Genomic DNA, 20,193 nt, shown 5'->3' on the forward strand with positions numbered 1-20,193 from the left:
CTATCAGATACTAGCGTGTGCGATTTTCCAAAAATAAGATGAAGGAGCGTTTTACATGAAACCAATCGAGAGAACGATAGCGTCATTACACATGATGTATAAAGATGGTCCACGATATATTATGGGACGTTATGGAGAGAGTGGCGATTCTACTTGCACGCTTAACGATCCGTTGCCGGAGAGTGAAATAATCAATTTCATAAAAGAAGATTCTTTTTTCCTGCCGGAAGACTACAAAAAGTTTCTCACCCTACACAACGGAGGTCGTTTATTTAGTACAGAGGTGGATACGAAGATTGAATTGTTTACGTTGCAAGAAATGCTTGAGTTTTCTGAGGAACAGCAAGCGGAAGACGGCATTCTTGAGGATGAACATTATTGGATCATCGGTCAACAAAATGAGTACTGGATTTTGATCGATAAGCTGAAGTGTCAGGAATCAGAAGGGCTGTTTAAAAAGTCATACATCATCATGCTTCATCCGTCCGATGGTATGGAGACGGCGTATCCCTTGAACATGAATTTCGAATCCTTCCTTGAATGTGTAGTGATCGCACAAGGCGATAACTTCTGGAATTGGCATGAGGATAGCGTGATGTACAGTGATGTTGATCACTATGATGAAATGGAAGTCGAGATGTAAAAGAAACTTGAAATAGTTTTAAAAACAATCGGTAATTTGAAAAATAATACCTTCGGTTAAGACGCTACAATTTTTATCACAGCTCTTAGAGGGCTATATCATTTTTTCAAATTAAATGCTAATTGCAATAATGAAGTATTGCATCAAATGAAAGTCTATTTGCTATAACGTCTTAAAGTGAACTGAGCCCTACAGTTTGGACAGTTTAATAAAAGCACCCTTAACGTTTTAAGCTGCTATGAGATGGCTTCGGTATTTGACCGGAGTCATCTTTTATAATTTCCAGAACTTCATGTGTCACACTATCCTTCACGCAAGAAAAGTATGACGTTTAACTAGGTTGATACGGAAATATACACAGAAAGTATCGTTTTTTTTCGATCGATTCCAACATATAGTAGTGTTCCTCTTGAAGAAAAACACCATCTATTCGTAAACACTGTTCTTTTCTAAATTAAAAACATACATTATATCAATTTTTAAATAAAAAATTCCAAAAATGTATCGTGAAACATATAATATATGGTAGAGCGTATTTTTTAAAAAGAACATTTCCTTTATGTCATGAGATGAGTTTATACAAAATGAATTACATAGAACATTTAGAAGCCCATTGTGGTGAAATTACAGGTCATCTTGAGATAGAAGAATTACAAGATCATGCGATTCAATTGTTGCAGTTTCAAAATGCACCGTTTGCGAATGCGAATACCGTGACATCACTTGGATTATTGCACCACCCATTGCAATTCGAGAACGGTGCTGTTGTCCATCAAGAAGTGATGTTGTCCGTCATGCAACAAGAGGCCGAGTCGGATTTAATTGAATTGATCTATCGTTTGACGCTGGAAGCATTAAAGACTGGACACGCTTATGATTTAGGCGATTACTTACCGATGCCGGATGGGTTGTTATCGAAGTACGATTTCGCTGCCCTATACGTAGCGACACCATTCTACTTTGAAGAATCATTTCAAGTCTATAAAGGGAATGCGGCGTTCGGGGAACCGGAGACGGTGTTACCAGTCTGGTTCGTACCCATCTATGCTTCGGAAGTCGCATACATCGAACAATACGGCGCTGAGAAATAATGAGATGTTATATGAAACTGAGATGCAATTGCTTAATTTAAAACGTCATCCGCTCGTGGGAGACAATGAAGAAATTGAAGAATCGATTTTTAACAGGGAGGTATTCGTTTGCGAATGCGAAATTAACGACTCCCTTTTTGAAGACGATATCCAACGACCATTCTTACTAAATGGACCGCTAGCGAAAGCGTATCACATGAGTGTTGAATCGGGAGAACAAGGCGATACAGCTCAAAACGAAACTTTCCTGTTTGATATTCTAAATCATCAAAATCGTTTTCCGATCTACGCGACCTTTTTTGCTTTTGAAGAGGAAGACAAAGACAACAGAGCTTTCTTCTCGCAACATCATATGTCGTTCACTTCACATGTCTTGTCTAGACAGAAACAAACGAACGGTTGGTTACGTGGAAAACGAACATCGACAAGTGAGAGTCATTTTTTCACGGTAAAGATTGAAAATGCTAGGATGCTCGAACTCTTCCTTGAACACGCTTATAGAGTTGCGTCGATGAACGAACTGTTCATGTTTTCGTATTCCGATCGCTTGTCGATTCAACAAGAGGTCGAAACAACGTACCGAAAAACACGTGTCTTAGAAGATCGGTTCGTTTATCCGGAAGATACAACGGTCGTGATTGTCGACCATGATGGAACAATGCTTTATCTGCTCTCGAACGAAGAACAATTCGCCTATGATCTTCGCACAGATTGGGCAAATCGACTACGACAACAGTTACCGAACGATACGGTGATTCGCCAGCTCAATGGAGAAATGTTCGCGGATCTATAAGAACGGGAGGGAAGTCATGCAACTCATCAAACCAATGAACGGTCAGAATCTTTTTTGGCTGTTCGAGAAGGATGGACGGACACTCTACACGTTTCACGGAATCATGGGAGAGAGATTGAAAGAACCAATGAGCGAGCAAAAGTTCTCGCGCTTTTTTAATCTGGATGCCTACATTCGAGAACTCGTAGCTGAGAAAGAAAAGGACGGATACTCGGTCGTTCAAGAAGCGGATTACCACGAAGTTGTCGTCGAGATCTTTTGTCAGGATTCAGAGTATGACTTCATCTTTGAGCATCGTTCGAGCATTGAAGAAGACCTCAATGGATTTCTTTTTGAAATCGGCAACGGGTATTTTGTTGAAGATGAATATGGTCCAGAAGCGATCGAATTCGTCCTTCATATCTTGGAGCCGTCCTATATCGTTGAATCCGTCATTGATTATTTTAAGGACCAGTTTAATCTGAAGAAAATCCGAATGGGGCAGGCAAAAGTTCATTACGGCAGACGTTTGACCGGACTTTATCCCAAAGGCAAGAATTTTAACCGGAAAAATTAAAGACAAAAATGTATAAGAAGGAGTCATATAGATGACATATCAAATCGGTTTACCAGGCGTTACAGAAGAGAGATTACAAGAGGTAGAAGCAGAACTTGGCTTCGAGCTTCCGAAAGAACTACGAAATAGGTACAAGCACGAAAATAAATTCAGCATCGGCGAATGGGGATTTCATCCAATCAAGGACGAGCAGTATATCAAGCGGACATGGGACGACCTTGTTCGTGTCAACACGACGGATGCGGAGGACTACCCATCCGATTTCTTACGAATTGCCAGTGACGGAACAGGTGACGAACTCGGATATCAGTTACCGGACACAGAGACGATCGTCTTATGGGACCACGAAGAACAAGAACTATTTCCGGTAGCACCGACGTTGAATGCGTTCGTTGAAAAGGAACAACAAATGGAACAGAGTGCGGAACAAGCAGAACTTTTCTTAGAGACGGTTCTTGAAACGGGAGCTGTCTATGGTCTATCAAAATTTGAACAGTCGGGCTGGGCCTATTGTCCGTCGAATCAAGACGAGACAGACGTGCTGTTATTCTTTTCGACGGAAGCAGCGGCGAAGGCGTTACAGACGAAGGAATGGACGAATTATCATCTGATTCGATTGGATTTAGACTTGTTTATTAACGGTTGGTTACCGAACATGATTGACGACGATCTGTATTGTGGCTTGGATTGGGGACCGGAGCTCGTCGGACTTGAGCTGGATCCAGAAGATGTCCTAGCAGATCTGGAGGGTTAACATGATTCGGACGCTTCGTAAACAAGTCGATGGAATGACAGCCGTTTGGCTCATCTATCGCGATGGACGAAAATTGTATACGTATCACGGTGTCATGAACGAAATTCATCAGGACGATATGAAACAAGCGATGGAAGAGCGCTACTTGTTCCGATATCAAGCGAAACGTCGGATGGATACGTGGATTTCGGAAAAACAGGCAGAAGGATACATATTCGAGGACGTATTCGGACTGACACCGAACCGCAAGAAAAGACAGACGTTCAAGCGTCGAATGATAGGACTCGCGTCTCTGCTGATTAGTGTCGGTTTGTTTCTGGTAGTGATGCCTTTTCTCGTCTCTCCAATTATCATCGCAGTGCTTGCGCTACTTCAAATGGGAATGGTCGTTTTCAGTAAAGACTATTTACCGGGCTGGCTACGCAAGGTTTGCTTCATCAGTTGCTGTGTCATGAACGTTGAATACCAAGAGGGTTTATACGCTGGTTTCGCGATTGGAACGGGTACACTCCTGTTGTTTTATGTCCAAAACAGATACAATCAAACGGATTTTCTAGCGGAACAGCCGAACCATGCTTCTATTTAAAAACTGCTACAGAAGACCAATTCAATTGATAAGGATGATAATTAAATGATTGTCACGCTCAGTAAACAAGTGGATGGCATCATCTATTTCTGGGTCATGTACCGGGATGGTCGAACAATCCAGATGTATCATGGTGTCACCGAACAATGGAAACTCGATCAGGATGTCAGAGATTCTATTGAAGAACGATATACATTTCGGCGTCAAGCTAAACGACGACTGAAGGAATTGATTGCTAAGAAACAGGCTGAAGGATACAGGCAGGATGATATTTATGGGATACAACCCGGACGGAAAGAGCGTGAGAAATTTCGCCGCCGGACGTCGTGGCTCGCTTATCTTCTTCTGGGTCTCGGTCTGTTCCAGTTCGTGACACCGTTCACTATATTACCGTTTGTTGTATTAGGTATCGGTATCACTCTGATGTTCTTAGCGTTTCTTAGTAAAGATCAGTTTCCGATGTGGCTACGTGTCATCTGTTTCGTCGATTATTTCTTAATGCATGTCAGTTTTCGGCAAGAGCAGTATATCCCGCATCTATTTCCGGTTCTGTCGATTGGAACGGGTTTACTCCTCTGGTTTCATCTTCGAAAAACGAGACAACAAATGAAAGTGGAGCAATGACATTTTATAAGGAGATGAAAGATGTCGCTTCTAGATAAGTTACTACAAGAACCTGCCGTTTCTGAGGTACCACGTTTACATAGTGCTCTTCTTGCGAAAGAACGAGACGAGGCTTGCGCAAAGCGTGGTTGTTACATATGGAGGGGTTCATTGAAGAAGCGGATACATGGTACTTCGAACGACAGCGGACGTTTGTGAGTTGGTTATTGACTACCTGTGAAGGAGAGGCAGACGCTTCGGTCATCTTGATTCATCCACTAAAAGAACGCTTCCTAAAACCAATCTTGAATCAATGGATGAAAGAGTTGCCGGATGACGTCCGACCGTATCGCTGGTATGGTCTTTTCTTTGATGAAGATGACCGTTTCATCTACTTACAAGAGGCGATTACACGTGGAGGAAGACGGGAGCAGTTAGCGATCGAGACGATGATTGATCATCACTTGTATGGACTTTGGTATTCTTTCCACCATCTCGATGATGATTTGTATTTAGGAGAAATAGAAGAGGACGCAGCAACCTTATCAGTGGCTTGGTTACTAATCGAGCAACTCGAAGATGCGGTTTTCAAATCGGAATGTATTAACGAATGGCAGAAGATGAATCAAACCTTAACGGATTGGACTCTTTTCCGGCAAGAGCAAACCACCGGATTCATGGAGTGGCGCATGCAACAAGAATCAAGGGTTGAGTTTGATTAATCCAATGGCATTACCAAGTTAGAAATGTCCTCTCCGTTATATTTAAGAAAGAGGTATTTAACATGAAAAAACTAGGCACGTTTACAAGTCACAAAGGGAATCTGATTGTCTCGGATCCGGCTTTCCTTGAGCCGGATGTAGAATACAACGTGACAATTCCAGTTGAACAAGGTTCGATTTGGACGGTCTTCTATGACGAAGATGAGTTCGAATCAATCAATTTGCTTTACCTAACAGTGAACGAAAAAACGGAGATAGCTCCATCCGATTTCGAACCGCTATCCGATCTAGTCGTCGTCGATTCAGCGCAACTCGTCGTCATGAACACAGCGGATTACGGGAGACGGGAAGCCATCGACTGGGAGATTCGAAATACGCTAGAGTTCGACGAAGAAATCGATCCGTTCTATATCGCAATCTCAGATGAAATGATGGAAGATGAAATCTTCCTGTTTCCGTTCGGTGTCGCCGTTCAGTTAATGGGGGACGGACACTATGAAGTCCTTGTCCGACGGGAAAACGGTGACATGACAGGGATTGCGATCGTCCTCGGAGAACATGAGGCTTTTGAAGAAAACGATGACGAGAAAGAAATATCGCTGGAAGACGTTGAAGTTCCACGACTGAATCATCAGAACACTGCTTTACCAGACGATGTCTTTCTTACAAATATCCTTCAGGCGATGCGACTATTTTATGTGAACGATCAAAAATCCTTGAAATACAGCATTCCAATCGAAGGTGAGAAGGTGGAGTACAAGCTGTATTTGTATGATTATTCATCCTCCATCCAAAACTATCAAGTGTCCGTGGAGAGTCCTTGTCCAGAAGCCCGCCTCCAAGCATTCGAGACCAATCATTTTGCGATTCCGAAGTGGTATAAAGAGATTTTGAGAGTCTGTAACGGTGTGCGTTTTTCCGAAGAGTTGAACTTAAACGGTATTCCGTTGACGAGCTGGAACGGGTTATCGCATGAGATCCAGGGCAATCTCTCGGACAGTCTCGATGAATACGCGTTAACCGAGTTCGATGCAATCCGTGACAAGTATTTCTTTTTTGGCTCGTCGTTTAGACAGGACGAATACTATGCAGTATTGAAAGAGCGTCCAGACGAAGCTGTCTATTGCTTCGACTATAGAACGTTAAAACTTAAACCTAAGGCAACGACTTTCCAAGATATCGTCCGTGATGCGTGGCGCGCGTGTAATCTAAAAGCACTCCATAAAAGAATGTGAGGATGATCTCATGAAAATAATCTATTCTCGTGAAGACTTACTCGCACTCGAAGATTCTTTTGAATATGAGGTGGGATTGCCAGTCCGCATCAGAGAACTTCCGGATTCCGTCATCGAAGAGGAGCTTCCGGATAGCCGCGAACATTTGGATCGTCTTCTAAAAGATGATTATACATTGGTCATTCAAAAACCGCGAATTCCGAATCCTCCTGTATTCGCGGGGTTACACGTGATATCGGAGAACACGGTCATGAAATTATATGTCTACGAGGCGAATCATTGTGAAGATGCGTTATGGGATGTCCTATCCGAAAATGAATACAATCGGCACTGGGCATATTTTTTACTGAAGAAAATCGAAGGTGTCAGATTCGAATGGCCTTATACGAATGAAGCTCAAAGTTCGCTGAAACTGTCTAATCTCAAAACAAATGAACTCGTACATCTACGATTTGAAACCAATCAAAGCGTAACGTGTCAATGGGAATGAAAAAGGAGATACTTCATGAAAACGTATCTTGAAGAGCATAGCGATGCGACACGCATCTTTCCATGGCTTGCGGATGCGAGTTCATCAATTCGCTGTCTATGTGTGGTCGGTGAGATGCTTTTGTTTCCAGAAGATATCGTCCAGTTCAAACAAATCAGTAGTGAGATGTTCCGTGATGAGCTAGCGAAAAAGCATGCGCTAAGCACGTATCGCTTTTATGTAGTAGTGTGTGTCAGAAATGAGTTTCAGTCCAAAAGAATCTTTGATTACTACAAGCTGTGGCGTCTACTCGAACGAGAAGAGATGCTCGAGGGCTTCACCTCTCGAATAGAAGTACTGGTCCAAGTGGGGAAAGAACCGTACTACGTTGGGATTGCTGAATTTGGTATCGAACAGCTCTCGACAGCTATCGAGATGATTAGTGATTCTCCAGCTATGTATACCATTATTTGTGCGAATCATGATCGACCGTCACACTGTCAGGAGTTACTTGATCAGGTGCTCGAGATTGGCTTAACAGAAAGTGGAAACTTACCAGTTGTCGAGATGGTCACGACACTAACCGCACAAGGTTATGCCGTCTGCACATGGGGAAGTTCGAGTGAAGAACAGGAACTACAGTGTTTTTATACGGCAGCTTTCTTATAACAATGTAGAAAGAAGGAATTCGATGAGTCTGCGTGGCGTATCGTTTGAAATTCCGAATGAACCGGGACGTGTCTTGCTCGACATATTAAGTGCGATTGAAATGAAGGCGTATGATTGGTTTCTTCGTAACTTTGATTTTCCGATCCAAACCATGGGTGGGGAGTTGTATGACAGTTTAGAAGAGTTTTCAATCGATCGGATAGCGACAGGACATGAACTAGCGAAATGGCTAAGGGGACCAAGCAATTACTTGATCTTTGCTGAATTGTTTGCATTTCAAAGTGGTCAGACTGAAGAAGTAGGAATGACGTATGAGTGGTTTCAGAAAAGCAATTGTCACATCGCGATTTTGGTGTATGACTGCACGTACGTCGATATCTATTGTAAGGAGCAGCACGTATCCGAAGCATTTTATGAGAACGCCGTGAGACGTGGATATACCGGAATCGAATGGGTGACAGATGATAATGATCCTCGGACTCGTTTGTCGGTATGGTCAGAATAAGACACTGTTCAGACGAACAGATGTAAAAGCTAAACGTTCAAGATAAGAGACATGAACTACGAACTGTTGATGGAGGAGCGAAACTACTCATGATCCAACTGACAAAACAAAACGGCTCGGATACGCTCTACCAAACAATCTATACAGAGGGACGCCTCATCGTTCAACATCAAGGAATCGTTGGAGCGTGGGTGAAAGCAGAAAACGTAAAGCAAATGCGTGTCTCGCGCTTCAAACGATTAGGTGTACAGATTTTACAGCTGATCGAGAAGTTTGAACGTCAAGGCTATCGCGAGCTGAACGAGACAGATTACCGGGAACTAATCGTCCAGTTTTCTTATGAAAAGGATCAGGAAGAAACAGCGCTCGAGCGACGTTACATGATGGAAGAAGTAATCAATGATGGTTTGCTTCATACGGGGAACGGCTACTGCGAAGGGGGAGATATCGGTAGCGGTACGACGAATATCTTTTACCATGTCCTTGATGTCGAGGCAGCCATTGCACTAATTTTTGAAGAGACGAAAGCACGCGATGTACAAGACGAACCAAAAATTGCAGTACAAGAAGGAGCAGCGTACACCGTTCTATATCCTCAAGGAGCGACGTTCGATTTGATTGGTGAAGGTAAACCATGGAGCTGGATTCCGATGACGCAAGCGGAGGACGAGAAGATATGGCACGTCATTGATCAACAATTTCAATTCGCACCCAGTACGACAGTTTTCCCCTCATACCATGCCCCGAGTCCGTTCATTACATACGAAGTGGATTATGAAAAAAGCGAAGAAATCGAGCAAACGTTAAAGCGTATTCTGATCGAGCTAAGTGTTGAAGGAGAACGCGTCATGGCGCTCGATTGGAATCATCAAGGGTATTGGATCGACCCAAGACATCCGTTTCTTCGCAATGAAGAAGGAGACTGGATGATTCCAGCAGTTCCAGATGGCGATTACTCCTTTTTCATCGCTCGTGATTTTCGCTGGGGATATCTCGGTCATCCGTGGGAGGGTAGCATCACGTTGTTTGGAGAAGATCTGATCTCTGCGTTCCAAGGAACAAAGAGTTTTAAGAATGAAATCCGAAAAGGGTGAGTAAGATGAAAATGACATTTCGACGAAACGACTGGATCGATGTGTTCCGGGAACTGCTACCACGCGACGATTGGCAAGACCTCGTCCGTCTTCAAGTAAGTCAGCATTCGTATCCGGTTGAAGTAAAGTTTCTGAAACGACCACTCAAGCAGAATCCGAACATCGGTGATTTTTCGGATTGGACGGTCCGATCTCACATGATTATGACCGACGACTCACAGCTTGAAAGATTTCTCGAACACCTTGTCATCGAACAGCAGGAAATGGCGACTAAAGCAGAAGTGACGCTCATTATCCAAAAACAAGGACAAGGAATCGTCCGAGTCACGAACGATTGTGTCTCGATGTATGGAGTCGCGTATGAGGAGCTTGATGACGTTGGAACAGATTATGAGAACTTTTTCGATGCAGTTTTACCGAATGCCTCGTTTCCAGTCGAGGTCGTCTTTTGTGGTCGGGATGTTCTAGATAATGACGATTCGATTCACGTGATGACGTTGCACGACTCCAATTGGCAAGCGGTGTTGGAAGAACATGTATTGCATTTGCTGAAGCGCAAGGAAGTGACATCAGGATTATTTTCGAAAGATGCACGTCCCGCACGGCAAACGCTTGAGGACTTCATGTCTGAATTCTCGTTATTGATGCCCTATAACTTCATCGTGACCCGCGATGCAACAAATCGATTTGGCATGCTCGATCACTTTTGTACGAATGGAAAGATCGCGCATTTTGGAAAGATGAACGATGGAGAGACGTCTTTCAAGTAACGATGGAAACATCATACATTAGGAGGAAGCATAATGAGCTTAGCGTCATATATTTGTATGGAGAGACAAATTCCTGAGCAGTATCTCAATTTATATGAAGAAGATGAGACCGTTCCCTTATATATCGGTCCCTGTTTTGCGGATGAAGACTGTCTGTATGAAGTAAAAACGAAGCATTTTCACAAATGGTATGTATATGAAATTTCGAGTAACTGGGGCATCGAGATCGTTGAACCTTTTGATTCTGAAATTGCACTGGAGTCGAAAGAAAAGCTACGTTATCTGTTTACGTTCATGAATGACTTCTTAGACGAGGGTGAATCATTCGAATTGTATACATGTTGGATTGGGGAAGAGTACTATCCAAAAGTAAAAAGTATGACACTATCTTTGGAACTTGATCAGTTAGAAGACATTGAGATTCCTGAAAGAACGCATATTTTGATCACGAAACAGAGTGAAAACTAAAAAGCCGCTGATCCACAGCGGCTTTGGTTTATTTGGTTCACTCTTGTGCATAGACGATGTCTGCGATGGCATGGACTTGCGCAAGCGTCATCTCGGAATAGAATTCGATTGACAAAGGATGATCCGTCGGCTCGAGTTCAAAGAAAGGAAGTTGACCGGTTCCTTCATCATGGACCATCACTTTTAAGTTGACGGTATCCGGGTAAGCGGGTAGATCGCTTGAAAACCAGCCGAACATCGGCTCCTCGATGCGAGGACGTTTCTTCTCGATGAAGCGAGCGAAGTTTTCAGGGCTCAGGCTCACCCATGTAATCCACCAGAAGGGTTCGTCTTGTCCAGCAATCGGGAGTTCAAGAATGCCCTTCACGAAATAATGCGGACCGTCCAGTTCTAAGACACACCACGTATCATGCATCTCGCTTTTCGTTTCTTGCTCTTTCTCAGACATTTGTTCGTAGTAGACCGGTCCGAGTGTTTCATATTCAGTCGGGAGTTCGTCGTGGCGTTCGCCACAGATGGCGCAAGGCAGAAGTTTTTTCATTGGAATCACCTCTAAGTTGAGTTATGTATGTCTCGTTGTCGAACGTTAGAAGAGAGCATACTTGTAGTGTAACACCCGTTGGTAGAGAATCCTGATGGAGACCGTGACAATCCAGCGAAAGCGAGGGGATTAACGTGCAGATTTACATTGAAGAACACCAAAATCATGCGAAGACGATTAAAGAATATCATCTGACACTAAAAGGACAAGACCGAATCGAATCCATTTTTTCATTCGAATATTATAATGATGACTCAAAGGAAGATGAAGTCATTTCGGACGAAGAAGTGTTAACCCAATTATTCACACGGTTGAATCGTTTTCCAATCTATCTCTCCTTTGGATTCCATGAACTGACGGATTTAGAAAAAGAAGATTTGCTGTCTACGCTTAAGCACAAACAATTATCGTATACAGAGATCTCAATCACTAAGCGTGAGAGATATATGACGGTCGAAGTGAATCATCCAACGGACTTATTTCAGGTACTCACGCAGTCAATTACAATGGCTAACTACAATGGCTACTATTTGATTGCTTTCACCAATCTATTGAAATTTGAAAGGCAGCGAGTAAGGCGCTGGTTCATCAACAAAGAGAGAGTAGTGCCAGTAATCGATATGACGAAACCGACGACATTTTTTAAAATCGGCTTTGATTTCGAGAATGTGCTGATCTTTTCGAATGAAACGGATTTCGATGCATTAGAAAAAATAGAAGCACTTTTTCCGGACGATGAAATCGAGCGGTAATAAAGTGATTGAGAGAGGAGTGGAATCGTGTTAGATGTCTATTTTGAGAGGCATATGGATCACGCAAAAGTGTTCAAAGACAGATACTTGTACGTTGATCGACCAGAACGTATCGACTTCATCTTTTCGATGGGGTGTCTACCGGATATGGAAACTAAAAGCGACTATCAAGGTGATTCAAATCGAGTCCTGAAACAATTTTTGACGCGTCTCAATCGGTTCCCGATTTTCGTCACGTTCGGTGGAAGTTTTACGGATGAGGAGGTCGAGCCGTACTTTCAAAAGCACAATCTATCGTATACAAAGGTTCGACCGTACAAGAACCTATACTATCACGTTCAAGTGCATGACGCGACCGAACTTGAGTTGTTGCTAGATGAGACCTATTGGTATGGGGCTGTGAACGAAGACTTTTTTATATCGTTTACGAATCTCCTGACGTTTGAGCGGAGAATGGTCAAAGGATGGTTTTTCAAAAAAGAACGAACCGTTCCTGTCATTCATGCGACGAAAGAGATGTCATTCATCACGATGGAGCATGATTTCATGGGCTATTACCTGTTTTCGAATGAACCCTGTTTTAATACCGAGGACAAGGTGAAAGCCATCTTTCCTGACGACGGTACCATTGAATTCTATTGATGAAACAAGCAGTTGGATGATGTAGATGGATCAAGCAGAATACGTGGAGGGATTTCCATGTTATACATCGATTTCGAAGAACATACGAATCATGCAAAAGTAATCAAAGACCGTTATCTCGATATTGATCAACCAGATGCTATTAAGTCGATTTATTCGATGGGATGTCTTCCGAATGACGAGAAACGCGACTATCAACATGACTCCAATGAAGTACTGAAGTATTTTTTGACGCGTCTGAATCGCTTTCCAATATTCGTCACGTTCGGCGGTGGTTTTACCAATGAAGAAGTCGAGCCGTTTTTTCAGAAGGAGAACCTATGCTATACAAAGATTCAACCAGATAAGAGCATTCCTTTTTATAGCGTTCAAGTGAACGATGCGAGCGAACTTGAGCGTCTGCTGGATGAAACGTATTGGTATGCGGCAGTAAACGATTTTTATTTCCTATCCTTTACGAATCTCCTGACGTTTGAGCGGAAAATGGTCAAAGGATGGTTTTTCAAAAAAGAACGTATCGTTCCAGTCATTCGTGCGACGAAAGAGATGTCGTTCATCACAATGGAGCATGATTTCATGGGCTATTATCTGTTTTCGAATGAAGCTTGTTTTGATAGTGAAGACAAGGTAAAAGCGTTTCTTCCAAAAGGAGAAGGCATCGACTACTATGATTGACATTCATAGGAACGATATAAAGGAGGACGATCATGTTTGGGATCAGTATGAGTCTAAAAGAAGTGCCAGAAAACGAAAAAGAGATTCTCCCATTTCCGAGTCACGTCCAACGCTTTTTAAGAGAAGAATTCGCAAGTACCTCCAATCGCTGTGACCTCTTGATTGATCTCGATCCTTACGGCGATAAGTTGTTTAGAGCGAGAGAAGTGAACGAGTTGATTGGAATTTGCGAGCTGCTTATTCAACGCTATTGCACACCGAAGGAAGCGTGGATGATGAATCAAGCGAATCATTATGCGAGTGAGCCGTGGATGATACATCAATCAGATAAACGAATCATGAAACTACATCAATTTTTAGAATTGTTGAAGCGGATGTGCATCGCGTCAGTCTATCAAAATACGTTGATTTGCTTTTGGGGCGACTAAACGATTGAATGTTGAAGAATATATAAATATTGGAGTTTTGAAAAGTGAGAAAAAAGTTAAAGATAACGGGAATCATAGCAGGTGTAAGTCTTTCGATATATGTCGTGTGGACGATCTATCGGCTATTTTTCTTGGTTGATATCAATGTTGTACCAAAAGAAGACTATATCTCGAAAAGCACCTCGCCCGATCAGGCGTACACGATTCGCTTTTACCGCGCAAATGGTGGCGCGACGGTGGATTATGCGATGCTCGGCATTATGGAGAATAAGAACGGAGAAAAGCGCAGGATGTACTGGGAGTATCCTTGTCGCGAAATAAAAGAAGTGAAGTGGACGAAGGATACGGTGACGATCAATGGCACAAAAATTAAGATATGGAGTCAAGTGTACGACTTCAGAGAGGGCATATACGAAGCAGACTAAGAGGAACATGAGGATGATGATATGCATTCAGCAAATTTTGGCGTACGACCACGTGACGTAGTTGTTAGAAACCAAGCATGCAAGGATGAAGATTAACGATTGCTTGGTTTCTTCAACAAATAGCGAGGTGGTGGACCGAAAGATTGCTCCGCTTCGAAATACGCCAATTCGCCTGGAATACAAGAAATGATCGAGGCGAATCCAAAGCCGATGGCGTGTTCGAGTGCCTCACGGAGAGGTAACGTTTTCCCGCTAATCAGCTCGTTTTCTGATAGACAATAGCACGTATCCGGTGCACCATATTGTTTCAACAAATCATACGTATCGTCTGGCCATGAATTAGGTGGTTTGATTTCAATCAAATAATCATTCTTCAGCATGCTTAAATACCGGTGATCTAACCGCTGAAGCGCCATATCTCGTTTTTTTGGCGTGAACAATTCATGTAGAACGCGCTCTTGAACGCGCTTGACAAAAAATGATTGGACGAGCACTCTTTCTTGTTCTTTATCCATGTTTTCAGTTCCTTTCTACTTAATCTATCGTACCGAATCCATTACATACACTCATTGAATTCATTTTACATAAAAAGGAGCCAATTTATGAGCTACCTATCTGCGGGATACTATCTTATTCTGCCAACTCCTCGAAAAGAATACATGGACAAGACGGTTGTTCCTGAATCCGTTCTATCCGTAAGTGAATGCATCTGTACACACTATCCTGACATCAGTATCTTATGGGGAAACTCGGAAGTAAAGAAAGACCGTTATATGGATCAACTCGGTCTCTCACTTATCACCTTTCAGTTACTCGAACAATGGATAGAAGAACATCGGAAGACAGGAGATATGTTGTTTCCTCAAGTGTTCTCTAACTTAAATGCTGCGCAAACGTTCGTAGATCGTTTTTTGAATCATCTTCCTGAAATACGTATCATTAGCATCGGTTTGCCTGAGCAGTATAAAGTGGATTTTCTTGAAGATATAGCGGCTTTTAGTAGTAAAAATTCAGAGCCTTATGGAGTAGAAAAAATGGTATCACAACATATCAGCCCTGACACAGACGGTGCCAAAAAAATCGGGTACGAAGTGTTAGGATTTGATTCGGGATTATTTCATTCGTATTTGTGTAACGGACTGGAATGCGATTTTTATCATCATTTCAACACTTTACTAAACAGCCATGGTTTGATCCATACGTTCGAAGAAGCGGATCGTTACTCAGATTATTGTAATGAATTAGGCGAGGCGACAGAAGCAGTCTTATGGCTGCCATGGGCGATTTTTGAATATGAACGCAGCAATTAAAAGTAAAGATGCTGCTAATCAAGTAACAATCTTTAGCGTAATGGATCAGGAGGATAAAAAACAATGGAATCGACCGAACAATTAGAACAGCATGTAAATCAATTAAGAAATACACTTTATGAATTCGAAAAGAAGATGGAACGCAAATTTTCGATTGAGGAATGGCGGTACCTTCTGGAAAACGGATTAAATAGTCTTTTGAGCACACGTGAAGACACACAGCAAATGATTTCAAAGCTCTCCATTCGAACGAAAAAAAGGCCTATTCGTTGGAAGCTAACATCTGGAGTTGTCTATGCCATTCCGTTACCTCGACTTGGAGGATATGGATATGCAGAGATGAGAATTTCGCAAGATGAGAATCATGAGACTGGAAAGATAGAGCCTATGGGTTACATCCAATACTATAATCTTAGAACAGAAAGAATTCTTTCACTCCAGGAGTTAGACCAAAAGAATCCTGAGACTTGTATCATCATAGATACGGGGTATTACGGGATTACAGAAGGAGAATGGATCGTACTTGGAAAACGGCATCGAGAAAAAGAAACGTTTGAGACGCCATTACTATTTGGTAGTGTACCTAGTTTAAATTCTGATGGGGAAAACTACTATGTTACTCGAGGTATCAATGGAGAAAGAATGTTTGTGGAAGAGGAAAAGGCACGAGAGGTGATAAATCCTTCTGCAACCTGTGGTGATTTATCTGCTGTATACAAATATGAAGAACGATTAAAAATAATGAATGATTTTAAGAATTCATAATAAGTTAACGGGGATACAAAACATTGAAAAATAAAGAGCAATTAGAATTGTTTGTAAATCAATTGAGAAGTACACTTCAAGAATTCGAAAAGAGAGTGGACCACGAATTTTTGATTGAGGAATGGCGATACCTGCTGAAGCATGCATTAGATAGCCTTTTGAGTACACGAGAAGATGAGGAAAGAGATATTTCGACCCTTTCCATTCGAACTAAAAAAAAGCCTGTACGTTGGAATCTATCATCAGGAATTGTCTATGCGATTCCGTTACCCCGACTAGAAGGATACGGATATGCAGAAATGAGAGTCTCAAAAGATAAAAACTTTGAGAGTGGAGAAATAAATTCTATGAAATACGTTCAATACTACAACCTTAGAACAGAAACGATTCTTTCCCTTTACGAGTTAGATCAAAAAAAGCCTGAGACTTGTATCATCATGGATACAGGACAACAGGGAATAAGAGAAGGAGAATGGAAAACGATCGGAAAAAGGCATCGGGAAGAAACGTTTGAGACGCCATTACTATTTGGTAGTGTACCTAGCTTAGATTCTGATGAAGAATACTACTACATTACTCGAGGTATTTATGGAGAAAGAGTGTATGTTGAAGAGGAAAAGGCACGAGCGGTAATCAATCCCTCAGGAACGTGGGGTGATCGAGCAGCTGTATACGAATTCGAAGATCGATTAAAAGAAATCAATGACAATTTGAAATGACTATTTATGTTGGGATCACAGATTGGTTTAGAAGTATTAAAACGATACTCAAACGGAGGTTGATTTAATGAATTATCTTGATCATTTAGAACAGCATTGCGGAGAATTCACGGAAGCATTTCCAATCGAGGAACTTGAACAAAAGAACGTCCAAATCTTGAAATTCAAAGATGCACCATTTAAGGAAACCTATACGATTGCATCCCTTGGATTACTTTTTCATCCACTCCAAACGGAAGATGATTCACTGATGCATCAAGAAATAATGATGTCAGCGGAACAACCAGACGTTCAGGACGAGATCATTTATTTACTCTGGCAATTGGCTGAGTACGCTATGAGAACAGGACATGCATTTAATGCAGCAGAGTATTATCCACTCCCTGAAGGAATATTTGAAAAGTATCAGTTCTCCTCTGTTTATGTTACAAGTCCTGTGTACTTTGATGAATCCTTCTTCCTATTTGAAACAGATTCTAATGTTGGGAATGAGCCAGATACCGTATTGCCAGTCTGGTTCGTACCGATTTTTGAATCTGAGGAGAAATATATTGAAAAACACGGAGCGGATCAATTTGAAGATCTTTTGTTTGAGACAGATGAGTTAGTAAATTTTAACCGTAAACCACTCTTGTAAATGGTTATTGATAGCTATTTGAAAGATAAAATATCGATCATACACGATCTGATAGAACATCCTAGAGGTTTAGAGAATAATGGAGGATCAAATGAAGACGCCTCGTATACCTGACATCATAGCGAAATTAGAATTGGTTTTAGAAAATAAGCTTTCTAGAGAAGAAGTGTCTGATTGGGCTTATAAATGGATGATGGATTTAGAAAATAAAGAAGGATGGGAGACTACAGATTACGATATTTTAGTTTTTCAAGGCTTAACTACAGTGTATGGCATGGACTTACTCTATAGCCCTAGCGAATATCTGCACTGTGAGGAAGATATCCGTGATTGGGTGAAAGAACTCCAAAAAATCGAGAATAACGATCATCAGAAGCTTAGAAAGAAGTTTAAATAAAGTCTTGATATATCGCACAATGACAGTAAATCATCTAGTGGATGCTTGAACTCCTCAAGTGAATTAGAAGAATTTCCATAACTGTTTTAAAAACAGGAGGTATGAATGAATAAGAATCAAATCATGGATTCAGGATGGAATCGTCAAACCATATGGCAGGGATGTATACTCGCTTCAATCGCTCATGCTATCTTTGTCGCGAATAACCCGGATTTTGCTTATGAGCATTCGTGGGATGGTGATCATTACAGTACGAATGATGGTCAAGGCTGTAGAGGAACAGTAACATTTGGACAGGATTTTTTTGTGGCGGGCTTTCGAAACGAAGAATTTTTTGAAGAGACTATAGAAGCGAATGACTTGCTATTAGAAGCTCCAGAAAAAGTACAAAAAATGGCTGTAAATGATACTTTTCAATATCTATTAGATGATATTGAAGGAGTCATTCTCCCGGTCGTCACTTCTATCTTGTGGGGAGATGATCGGCAATCTTTTTCTAGTCATCAATATGAAGAAATGATGGATCGAGGATCAAGTCTATTAGAAATACAGGCGTCGGGTTACGAAGCTGGACTGGCATATTGGGAAGAGTACTATGAACTCACGGAACGACAGCTGGTGCTCTTGGAAACACTATATCACTTGAAAATAGAGAATCCATCTCAAACTATTACCTTATCACATGAGGACATTCAAGCATTAGATACGAATGATAAGGAAGGAATTGAGGAGAGTATAACTTCTTTTGATGAGATTGCTATTCATTGGCCAGATGATGTTTCTATCTAATCTATTCACTTGCGGAATCTAGTTATGATTGCAAAGAAGCACACATCGTAAAAGAGATGTGTGCTTCTATTTTTTAATACTAGATGAGTGTAGCTTTCATGCTTTAATTCAGTAGTAGTAGTGTTTAGTACATATTAAAAGTGACTACTTCGAGGATGTTTAATTTGTCTTACACATTTAGAATAGTTCAAGTACATAAAGAAAGAGATTTGTTTTAGGATTATTGAAGCAACTCTATCGCATATGTTGTCATTCTAAATCAAGTTCCTTCATCATGTCGTCGAAAGAGATAGATTCTGATTTTTTACGATATGTTGCCATGAAATCATGGTAGAGTTGTAAATCTATTTCGCCTTCGATACGGTCGATGACGACATCGCGAACGAGTGTAGAAATCGTAATGTTATTTGCCTTTGCGTATTCTTTTATGAGTCGTGCATCCTGATCATCCAAACGTATGGAAATGGTACTCATGATTATCATCTCCTCTGTATTATATTGTAATACAGATTAAGCTTACACATCATAATCGGAAATTATTATAAATATCCGATTTAGTTTTTCCTAGGCTTAGCTTTACGTTTTTTATTTTGCTGCCTCTGCTTCATATTTCTCTAAAAATTCATCAACAGAGACCTTTTCATTTACTTCACTCGTTGATTTACTCGAGGAAAAGGTGTGGGACGGTCCTTTTAAATCATCTGGACTTGATTGGATTTCGAGCACTAATGTATCACCTAAACCCGTTTCAAGCCCACTTCCGAAGCTAAAAGTTCGTGTTACATAAGCTTCAGCATAATTTCGTTGATTTTCGGAGTACACTTTTACGTTAGAAATTTTATAACTAAATGAATGTAGCTGTTGTTTATCCACTTTTGTACTAGATAGAAAAATTAGTACAGCCTCGTCGCGTGAAGATAATCTCGATTGATTGGTGTGTGCTAACGGCGTATTGTTTAAAAAATCCGCTTTTTGTTGCTCCAGGATGTTCGTGAAAAAAGTGAAGGCTTGCTCCTTTGAAATGGTGCTTTCAGATTTTTCCTGTGAAATATTAGAAGTCGCTATTGCGTTACTTATCAAAAAACCAGAAGATAGAAGTACACCTAGAGAGAGTGATAATAAAATAGTTTTCTTCAATATCAAAACCTCTTTCTG

Annotated in this window: 30 protein-coding genes; 26 read left to right on the forward strand and 4 right to left on the reverse strand. The window is 41.3% G+C overall.

What is annotated here, in order from left to right; all coding sequences use genetic code 11:
• Nucleotides 1–55 precede the first annotated feature (55 nt).
• The 15 genes from ASF99_RS05660 (at nucleotide 56) to ASF99_RS05730 (ending at nucleotide 10,958) form a co-directional block, all read left to right on the forward strand.
• Nucleotides 56–643, forward strand: a complete 588-nt coding sequence (locus tag ASF99_RS05660; RefSeq protein ID WP_055967560.1) for an SMI1/KNR4 family protein — start codon at nucleotides 56–58, stop codon at nucleotides 641–643.
• 584 nt (nucleotides 644–1,227) lie between these two features.
• Entirely contained in the window at nucleotides 1,228–1,734 is a 507-nt protein-coding gene (locus ASF99_RS05665) for a suppressor of fused domain protein (RefSeq protein WP_055967562.1), read from the forward strand.
• A 4-nt stretch (nucleotides 1,735–1,738) separates the two neighbouring features.
• Entirely contained in the window at nucleotides 1,739–2,527 is a 789-nt protein-coding gene (locus ASF99_RS05670; RefSeq protein WP_055967565.1) for a hypothetical protein, read from the forward strand.
• A gap of 16 nt (nucleotides 2,528–2,543) precedes the next feature.
• Entirely contained in the window at nucleotides 2,544–3,083 is a 540-nt protein-coding gene (locus ASF99_RS05675) for a hypothetical protein (RefSeq protein ID WP_055967568.1), read from the forward strand.
• A 31-nt stretch (nucleotides 3,084–3,114) separates the two neighbouring features.
• The gene (locus ASF99_RS17060) at nucleotides 3,115–3,837 is read left to right on the forward strand and encodes a DUF2750 domain-containing protein (RefSeq protein WP_082487030.1); all 723 of its coding nucleotides are present in this window, start codon (nucleotides 3,115–3,117) and stop codon (nucleotides 3,835–3,837) included.
• A 1-nt stretch (nucleotide 3,838) separates the two neighbouring features.
• Entirely contained in the window at nucleotides 3,839–4,423 is a 585-nt protein-coding gene (locus tag ASF99_RS05685; RefSeq protein ID WP_055967571.1) for a hypothetical protein, read from the forward strand.
• 45 nt (nucleotides 4,424–4,468) lie between these two features.
• A complete protein-coding gene (locus ASF99_RS05690) occupies nucleotides 4,469–5,047 on the forward strand; it encodes a hypothetical protein (RefSeq protein ID WP_055967574.1) in 579 nt (192 codons plus the stop codon).
• Between the two features lie 113 nt (nucleotides 5,048–5,160).
• Complete coding sequence (locus ASF99_RS05695) at nucleotides 5,161–5,748, forward strand: hypothetical protein (RefSeq protein ID WP_235515871.1); 588 nt, start codon at nucleotides 5,161–5,163, stop codon at nucleotides 5,746–5,748.
• 62 nt (nucleotides 5,749–5,810) lie between these two features.
• Nucleotides 5,811–6,983 (forward strand): SMI1/KNR4 family protein, encoded by a 1,173-nt coding sequence (locus ASF99_RS05700; RefSeq protein ID WP_055967582.1) that lies wholly within the window; start codon nucleotides 5,811–5,813, stop codon nucleotides 6,981–6,983.
• A gap of 10 nt (nucleotides 6,984–6,993) precedes the next feature.
• Nucleotides 6,994–7,473 (forward strand): hypothetical protein, encoded by a 480-nt coding sequence (locus ASF99_RS05705; protein ID WP_055967585.1) that lies wholly within the window; start codon nucleotides 6,994–6,996, stop codon nucleotides 7,471–7,473.
• A gap of 15 nt (nucleotides 7,474–7,488) precedes the next feature.
• Complete coding sequence (locus tag ASF99_RS05710) at nucleotides 7,489–8,121, forward strand: hypothetical protein (protein WP_055967594.1); 633 nt, start codon at nucleotides 7,489–7,491, stop codon at nucleotides 8,119–8,121.
• A 22-nt stretch (nucleotides 8,122–8,143) separates the two neighbouring features.
• The gene (locus ASF99_RS05715; RefSeq protein WP_055967597.1) at nucleotides 8,144–8,626 is read left to right on the forward strand and encodes a DUF2691 family protein; all 483 of its coding nucleotides are present in this window, start codon (nucleotides 8,144–8,146) and stop codon (nucleotides 8,624–8,626) included.
• A gap of 89 nt (nucleotides 8,627–8,715) precedes the next feature.
• Nucleotides 8,716–9,720, forward strand: a complete 1,005-nt coding sequence (locus ASF99_RS17575) for a DUF2716 domain-containing protein (protein ID WP_055967600.1) — start codon at nucleotides 8,716–8,718, stop codon at nucleotides 9,718–9,720.
• A gap of 5 nt (nucleotides 9,721–9,725) precedes the next feature.
• Nucleotides 9,726–10,490, forward strand: a complete 765-nt coding sequence (locus tag ASF99_RS05725) for a hypothetical protein (RefSeq protein ID WP_235515872.1) — start codon at nucleotides 9,726–9,728, stop codon at nucleotides 10,488–10,490.
• A gap of 33 nt (nucleotides 10,491–10,523) precedes the next feature.
• Nucleotides 10,524–10,958 (forward strand): hypothetical protein, encoded by a 435-nt coding sequence (locus ASF99_RS05730; protein ID WP_035397792.1) that lies wholly within the window; start codon nucleotides 10,524–10,526, stop codon nucleotides 10,956–10,958.
• Nucleotides 10,959–10,995: 37 nt separating this feature from the next.
• Here the strand turns inward: ASF99_RS05730 and ASF99_RS05735 are convergent, their stop codons facing one another.
• Nucleotides 10,996–11,499 (reverse strand): DUF2199 domain-containing protein, encoded by a 504-nt coding sequence (locus tag ASF99_RS05735; RefSeq protein WP_023468059.1) that lies wholly within the window; start codon nucleotides 11,497–11,499, stop codon nucleotides 10,996–10,998.
• Nucleotides 11,500–11,633: 134 nt separating this feature from the next.
• On the opposite strand from ASF99_RS05735, the gene ASF99_RS05740 reads away from it, so the two are divergent.
• The 5 genes from ASF99_RS05740 to ASF99_RS05760 are packed head-to-tail and all read left to right on the forward strand — an operon-like array spanning nucleotide 11,634 to nucleotide 14,421.
• Nucleotides 11,634–12,251 carry a hypothetical protein gene (locus ASF99_RS05740; protein ID WP_055967603.1) on the forward strand — a complete coding sequence of 206 codons (618 nt, stop codon included), beginning with the start codon at nucleotides 11,634–11,636 and terminating at the stop codon, nucleotides 12,249–12,251.
• 27 nt (nucleotides 12,252–12,278) lie between these two features.
• Complete coding sequence (locus ASF99_RS05745) at nucleotides 12,279–12,893, forward strand: hypothetical protein (protein ID WP_235515873.1); 615 nt, start codon at nucleotides 12,279–12,281, stop codon at nucleotides 12,891–12,893.
• Nucleotides 12,894–12,950: 57 nt separating this feature from the next.
• Nucleotides 12,951–13,568 (forward strand): hypothetical protein, encoded by a 618-nt coding sequence (locus ASF99_RS05750; protein WP_055967609.1) that lies wholly within the window; start codon nucleotides 12,951–12,953, stop codon nucleotides 13,566–13,568.
• A gap of 32 nt (nucleotides 13,569–13,600) precedes the next feature.
• Nucleotides 13,601–13,996, forward strand: coding sequence for a hypothetical protein (locus ASF99_RS05755; protein WP_055967610.1), 396 nt, complete (start codon nucleotides 13,601–13,603; stop codon nucleotides 13,994–13,996).
• 44 nt (nucleotides 13,997–14,040) lie between these two features.
• Complete coding sequence (locus ASF99_RS05760) at nucleotides 14,041–14,421, forward strand: DUF5412 family protein (RefSeq protein WP_055967613.1); 381 nt, start codon at nucleotides 14,041–14,043, stop codon at nucleotides 14,419–14,421.
• A 92-nt stretch (nucleotides 14,422–14,513) separates the two neighbouring features.
• Here ASF99_RS05760 and ASF99_RS05765 read toward each other — a convergent pair whose 3' ends face one another.
• On the reverse strand, nucleotides 14,514–14,936 hold the full coding sequence (locus ASF99_RS05765; RefSeq protein ID WP_023468065.1) for a hypothetical protein: 423 nt from the start codon (nucleotides 14,934–14,936) through the stop codon (nucleotides 14,514–14,516).
• Nucleotides 14,937–15,023: 87 nt separating this feature from the next.
• Between ASF99_RS05765 and ASF99_RS05770 the strand changes: the two genes are divergently transcribed.
• From ASF99_RS05770 to ASF99_RS05795, 6 genes are all read left to right on the forward strand, one after another.
• Nucleotides 15,024–15,731 (forward strand): hypothetical protein, encoded by a 708-nt coding sequence (locus ASF99_RS05770; RefSeq protein WP_235515874.1) that lies wholly within the window; start codon nucleotides 15,024–15,026, stop codon nucleotides 15,729–15,731.
• Nucleotides 15,732–15,794: 63 nt separating this feature from the next.
• Nucleotides 15,795–16,496 (forward strand): hypothetical protein, encoded by a 702-nt coding sequence (locus ASF99_RS05775; RefSeq protein ID WP_055967616.1) that lies wholly within the window; start codon nucleotides 15,795–15,797, stop codon nucleotides 16,494–16,496.
• Between the two features lie 23 nt (nucleotides 16,497–16,519).
• A complete protein-coding gene (locus ASF99_RS05780) occupies nucleotides 16,520–17,215 on the forward strand; it encodes an Imm26 family immunity protein (protein WP_055967619.1) in 696 nt (231 codons plus the stop codon).
• 67 nt (nucleotides 17,216–17,282) lie between these two features.
• Nucleotides 17,283–17,852, forward strand: coding sequence for a suppressor of fused domain protein (locus ASF99_RS05785; protein ID WP_055967622.1), 570 nt, complete (start codon nucleotides 17,283–17,285; stop codon nucleotides 17,850–17,852).
• Between the two features lie 91 nt (nucleotides 17,853–17,943).
• Nucleotides 17,944–18,249, forward strand: coding sequence for a hypothetical protein (locus tag ASF99_RS05790; RefSeq protein WP_156357186.1), 306 nt, complete (start codon nucleotides 17,944–17,946; stop codon nucleotides 18,247–18,249).
• 105 nt (nucleotides 18,250–18,354) lie between these two features.
• Nucleotides 18,355–19,038 (forward strand): hypothetical protein, encoded by a 684-nt coding sequence (locus ASF99_RS05795; protein WP_055967628.1) that lies wholly within the window; start codon nucleotides 18,355–18,357, stop codon nucleotides 19,036–19,038.
• Between the two features lie 249 nt (nucleotides 19,039–19,287).
• On the opposite strand, the gene relB is transcribed toward ASF99_RS05795, so the two are convergent.
• Together relB and ASF99_RS05805 are read right to left on the reverse strand one after the other, a co-directional pair.
• The gene (gene relB, locus ASF99_RS05800) at nucleotides 19,288–19,512 is read right to left on the reverse strand and encodes a type II toxin-antitoxin system RelB family antitoxin (RefSeq protein ID WP_055967631.1); all 225 of its coding nucleotides are present in this window, start codon (nucleotides 19,510–19,512) and stop codon (nucleotides 19,288–19,290) included.
• 111 nt (nucleotides 19,513–19,623) lie between these two features.
• Nucleotides 19,624–20,175, reverse strand: coding sequence for a hypothetical protein (locus tag ASF99_RS05805; RefSeq protein WP_055967636.1), 552 nt, complete (start codon nucleotides 20,173–20,175; stop codon nucleotides 19,624–19,626).
• Nucleotides 20,176–20,193 lie beyond the last annotated feature (18 nt).

It is taken from the genome of Exiguobacterium sp. Leaf187, from assembly GCF_001423925.1.
GTDB lineage: Bacteria > Bacillota > Bacilli > Exiguobacteriales > Exiguobacteriaceae > Exiguobacterium_A > Exiguobacterium_A indicum.

Bases quoted from the DNA above. Each gene is read 5' to 3' on its own strand.
- ASF99_RS05750 (WP_055967609.1), top strand. From the start codon at position 12,951: ATGTTATACATCGATTTCGAAGAACATACGAATCATGCAAAAGTAATC.
- ASF99_RS05665 (WP_055967562.1), top strand. From the start codon at position 1,228: ATGAATTACATAGAACATTTAGAAGCCCATTGTGGTGAAATTACAGGT.
- ASF99_RS17575 (WP_055967600.1), top strand. From the start codon at position 8,716: ATGATCCAACTGACAAAACAAAACGGCTCGGATACGCTCTACCAAACA.
- ASF99_RS05685 (WP_055967571.1), top strand. From the start codon at position 3,839: ATGATTCGGACGCTTCGTAAACAAGTCGATGGAATGACAGCCGTTTGG.
- ASF99_RS05730 (WP_035397792.1), top strand. From the start codon at position 10,524: ATGAGCTTAGCGTCATATATTTGTATGGAGAGACAAATTCCTGAGCAG.
- ASF99_RS05700 (WP_055967582.1), top strand. From the start codon at position 5,811: ATGAAAAAACTAGGCACGTTTACAAGTCACAAAGGGAATCTGATTGTC.
- ASF99_RS05675 (WP_055967568.1), top strand. From the start codon at position 2,544: ATGCAACTCATCAAACCAATGAACGGTCAGAATCTTTTTTGGCTGTTC.
- ASF99_RS05735 (WP_023468059.1), bottom strand. From the start codon at position 11,499: ATGAAAAAACTTCTGCCTTGCGCCATCTGTGGCGAACGCCACGACGAA.
- ASF99_RS05790 (WP_156357186.1), top strand. From the start codon at position 17,944: ATGAAGACGCCTCGTATACCTGACATCATAGCGAAATTAGAATTGGTT.
- ASF99_RS05725 (WP_235515872.1), top strand. From the start codon at position 9,726: ATGAAAATGACATTTCGACGAAACGACTGGATCGATGTGTTCCGGGAA.
- ASF99_RS05785 (WP_055967622.1), top strand. From the start codon at position 17,283: ATGAATTATCTTGATCATTTAGAACAGCATTGCGGAGAATTCACGGAA.
- ASF99_RS05660 (WP_055967560.1), top strand. From the start codon at position 56: ATGAAACCAATCGAGAGAACGATAGCGTCATTACACATGATGTATAAA.
- ASF99_RS05770 (WP_235515874.1), top strand. From the start codon at position 15,024: ATGAGCTACCTATCTGCGGGATACTATCTTATTCTGCCAACTCCTCGA.
- ASF99_RS05765 (WP_023468065.1), bottom strand. From the start codon at position 14,936: ATGGATAAAGAACAAGAAAGAGTGCTCGTCCAATCATTTTTTGTCAAG.
- ASF99_RS05795 (WP_055967628.1), top strand. From the start codon at position 18,355: ATGAATAAGAATCAAATCATGGATTCAGGATGGAATCGTCAAACCATA.
- ASF99_RS05755 (WP_055967610.1), top strand. From the start codon at position 13,601: ATGTTTGGGATCAGTATGAGTCTAAAAGAAGTGCCAGAAAACGAAAAA.
- ASF99_RS05775 (WP_055967616.1), top strand. From the start codon at position 15,795: ATGGAATCGACCGAACAATTAGAACAGCATGTAAATCAATTAAGAAAT.
- ASF99_RS05690 (WP_055967574.1), top strand. From the start codon at position 4,469: ATGATTGTCACGCTCAGTAAACAAGTGGATGGCATCATCTATTTCTGG.
- ASF99_RS05705 (WP_055967585.1), top strand. From the start codon at position 6,994: ATGAAAATAATCTATTCTCGTGAAGACTTACTCGCACTCGAAGATTCT.
- ASF99_RS17060 (WP_082487030.1), top strand. From the start codon at position 3,115: ATGACATATCAAATCGGTTTACCAGGCGTTACAGAAGAGAGATTACAA.
- ASF99_RS05670 (WP_055967565.1), top strand. From the start codon at position 1,739: ATGTTATATGAAACTGAGATGCAATTGCTTAATTTAAAACGTCATCCG.
- relB (WP_055967631.1), bottom strand. From the start codon at position 19,512: ATGAGTACCATTTCCATACGTTTGGATGATCAGGATGCACGACTCATA.
- ASF99_RS05715 (WP_055967597.1), top strand. From the start codon at position 8,144: ATGAGTCTGCGTGGCGTATCGTTTGAAATTCCGAATGAACCGGGACGT.
- ASF99_RS05710 (WP_055967594.1), top strand. From the start codon at position 7,489: ATGAAAACGTATCTTGAAGAGCATAGCGATGCGACACGCATCTTTCCA.